The organism is Pseudomonas sp. 20P_3.2_Bac5 (assembly GCF_025466035.1).
Taxonomy (GTDB): Bacteria; Pseudomonadota; Gammaproteobacteria; order Pseudomonadales; family Pseudomonadaceae; genus Aquipseudomonas.
In genome coordinates this window covers 1-2,450 of sequence record NZ_JANLOA010000062.1, presented here as the reverse complement: position 1 = coordinate 2,450, position 2,450 = coordinate 1, and the positions used below count along the sequence as shown (strand labels likewise).

2 protein-coding genes and 1 pseudogene are annotated in these 2,450 nt (G+C 50.9%); 1 reads left to right on the top strand and 2 read right to left on the bottom strand.

The window, feature by feature from the left end:
* Positions 1 to 258: baseplate assembly protein (locus NTD88_RS10570; RefSeq protein WP_315975152.1), on the bottom strand; the 258-nt coding region annotated here is incomplete at its 3' end.
* Positions 255 to 667: pseudogene (locus NTD88_RS10565) on the bottom strand (phage baseplate assembly protein V). The gene NTD88_RS10570 and the pseudogene NTD88_RS10565, both read right to left, overlap by 4 nt.
* A 227-nt stretch (positions 668 to 894) precedes the next feature.
* On the opposite strand from NTD88_RS10565, the gene NTD88_RS10560 reads away from it, so the two are divergent.
* On the top strand, positions 895 to 2,403 hold the full coding sequence (locus NTD88_RS10560; protein ID WP_095156798.1) for an insecticidal delta-endotoxin Cry8Ea1 family protein: 1,509 nt from the start codon (positions 895 to 897) through the stop codon (positions 2,401 to 2,403).
* The last annotated feature ends 47 nt before the right edge of the window (positions 2,404 to 2,450 follow it).

The following is a 2,450-nucleotide window of genomic DNA, read 5'->3' as shown; positions in this document are numbered from 1 at the left end:
GTCCAGCTCGGCGCGGCCCGAAAGATCCGTCAGAAAGAACTGCACCCGCGAGAGGCGAATCCGTGGTCCCAATTCATCAGGGCGATAGCGGTGGCGGCGAACAGGCGAAGGCGGGTGACGTCGTTCTGGGGCTGATCGATCAGCTCCGGTAACAGGGCTGCCGTATTCGCGCCGGGCGAGGCGGGTGGTGAGGGTGTCTTCCGCGGACTGGGTGATGTGCTCCGGCTCGTTGAAGTTACCGCCGTTGTGGCGACTCATTGCACTGGTGCTCCGCTTTGGCCATTGCCCGGGGTGACCTGGCCATGAGGGTGTTTCACCAGGCTGATGCCGGCGGCGATCACGTCATTGCTGACCGTCACCATACCGGTGATGGTCTGGTTGCCGGTCTGGGTGTAGTCGCCTTCGTGGGTATGTGCAGGCCACCCGGGCTGTCCAGGTGGGTGGTGGCGCAGGCTGGCAGGCTCACGTTCAGTGGCGCGCCACGCTGTCGTACTCGCTGACCGCGCCGTCGCTGTACGTGCGGCAGTGCAGGCCGGCACGGTAACCAGGTCGTGGTGATCCCGCCGCTGCGCACTTTGACCCTGGGCGGTGTGTGCTGCACCTCGGCGATGGTGTCGAGGCGGATGAGGTTTTCGAGCAGGCGGGAGAGCGTGCCGAGGTTGTTCATCGTGCCGATGGTGGCGGCGAAGCCGCATCTCCGCATCCATTTAGGGTTGTCAGGTAAGTGCTGACAGGCAAAAAGATGAGCTAACCATTCTTTATAAAAAATAATGTCCTAAATTGCTTTTTATTATATGGCGTGTGCGGCGGTAAGCCTACTATCAAGTGGGTACCTTCGAGTCTTATCTAATTTCACGGATCACGAAGTCATTTACTTGGAGAGGGGCGTGCAACATGGAACACATGGATCGTTTTGTTGCTGAAAACACAGGGGAAAGGCAGCAGTCAGATAGCAGTGCTGAGCTTGAGGGCATGATTAAGATTTTCAAAGATGGGACGATCGAAATACTCAATAAGGACCTTATTAAAGGGGAGAAAGCAAAAGGGGTCGTTGCCCTGGGAGGTAATGTACTACTTGAGGCTTGGAAGGACTCTCAAACGGGAAACTACAATAACACGCTCAGAACCTTGGCTATTGGGTCTACAGCCCTTATTCCATATGGAGGTATATTTATCTCGCCCATGCTGGGTCTGCTATGGCCAGAAAACGTTCCTCCGCAAGATCAGATGATGTCGCAGCTAGTGGCAGATATGGCTGTTATGATGGACGATAAAATAGATGAATATGACATTGATAGCATACGTCAAGCGTGGAAAGCGCTCATGGATCTACAAGTAAAATTTGAAAACTCCGTAAATAAGAAGGGTGCGGGGCGAAATGAAAAAATCCAGGCGGCCAATGTCAAATATGCTGGCGATATTAATAATAAGTACAATGAGCTGGTTTCCCTGTGCCAGAAATCATCGAGGAAGGTAATAGAGCTGCCAATGTTTACTACAATCGCATGTGCGCATGTGCAGTTCTTGAAGTTTATGGAGAGGAACGCGCGAACGCACCCACGAATCAAGATGGATGCTGAACAGTATCAAATTTACTTCGAGGCAGATCTGGTCACGCTGCCGCCGGTCTATGCTGCTCATGTGATGAAAACGTACCAAGAAGGGCGTAGCCAGGCATATGCGAAGGTAACAAAGCTTGTCGAAGGCAAAAGAACGAGGAATTATGACTCCCAAAAAGCTTTAAAACTGTGGACGAGTTATACCAAATTTTATGATACGGCATATTCTGTGCGGGCATTTTGGGATATTGTCGATCTTCCTTCCTTCAATAAAGCTACAACGGGATGGCTCCAAGAGGGTCCATATTATTGCTACCTGGTCAAAGGCCAGAAGCAAACGGGTTGGTTCAAATATCAGGGGAAATGGTATTACGCCAGTGAGGAAGGGCAGATGGTGACGGGCTGGTTCAAGGCTGACGGGAAATCATATTTTGCTAGCCCTAAGGCAAAAGATACATTCAAGGAGGGAGAGATGGTTACCGGGTGGTTGAATGACTACTACGGTTACGGGACGTTGGGGGATGAGGCAACACAAACTAATTTTGGTATTTATACAGCGGGTGACCGCCGGGAGATTTGGTACTATCTCAGTCCGAAGGGTTATATGAGTGATAAGTTTAAAGAGGGAGAGATGGTTACCGGCTGGTTCCAGATTGATGAGAAGTGGTATTTCGCTAATCTTCAACCTCGCTCGGGGAGTCGCATTATTTTTGATTCTTTCAGGTTGCCTCGGGGAGAAATACCTGTAGTGTTTGAGGGTAATGGTTCGCTGATTACGGACGCAAAGGTAGAAATTGATGGAAAGTTGTACTCGTTCGATAAAGACGGAAAAATGACAGGGTAGGCGTTATCGGGAGTAAGCTCTGGAAGTCAAGGTTAAGCCCAAGCGCT

What these genes read in the sequence shown, in the direction of transcription:
- NTD88_RS10560 (WP_095156798.1), top strand. Translation starts at nt 895, where the DNA reads ATGGAACACATGGATCGTTTTGTTGCTGAAAACACAGGGGAAAGGCAG.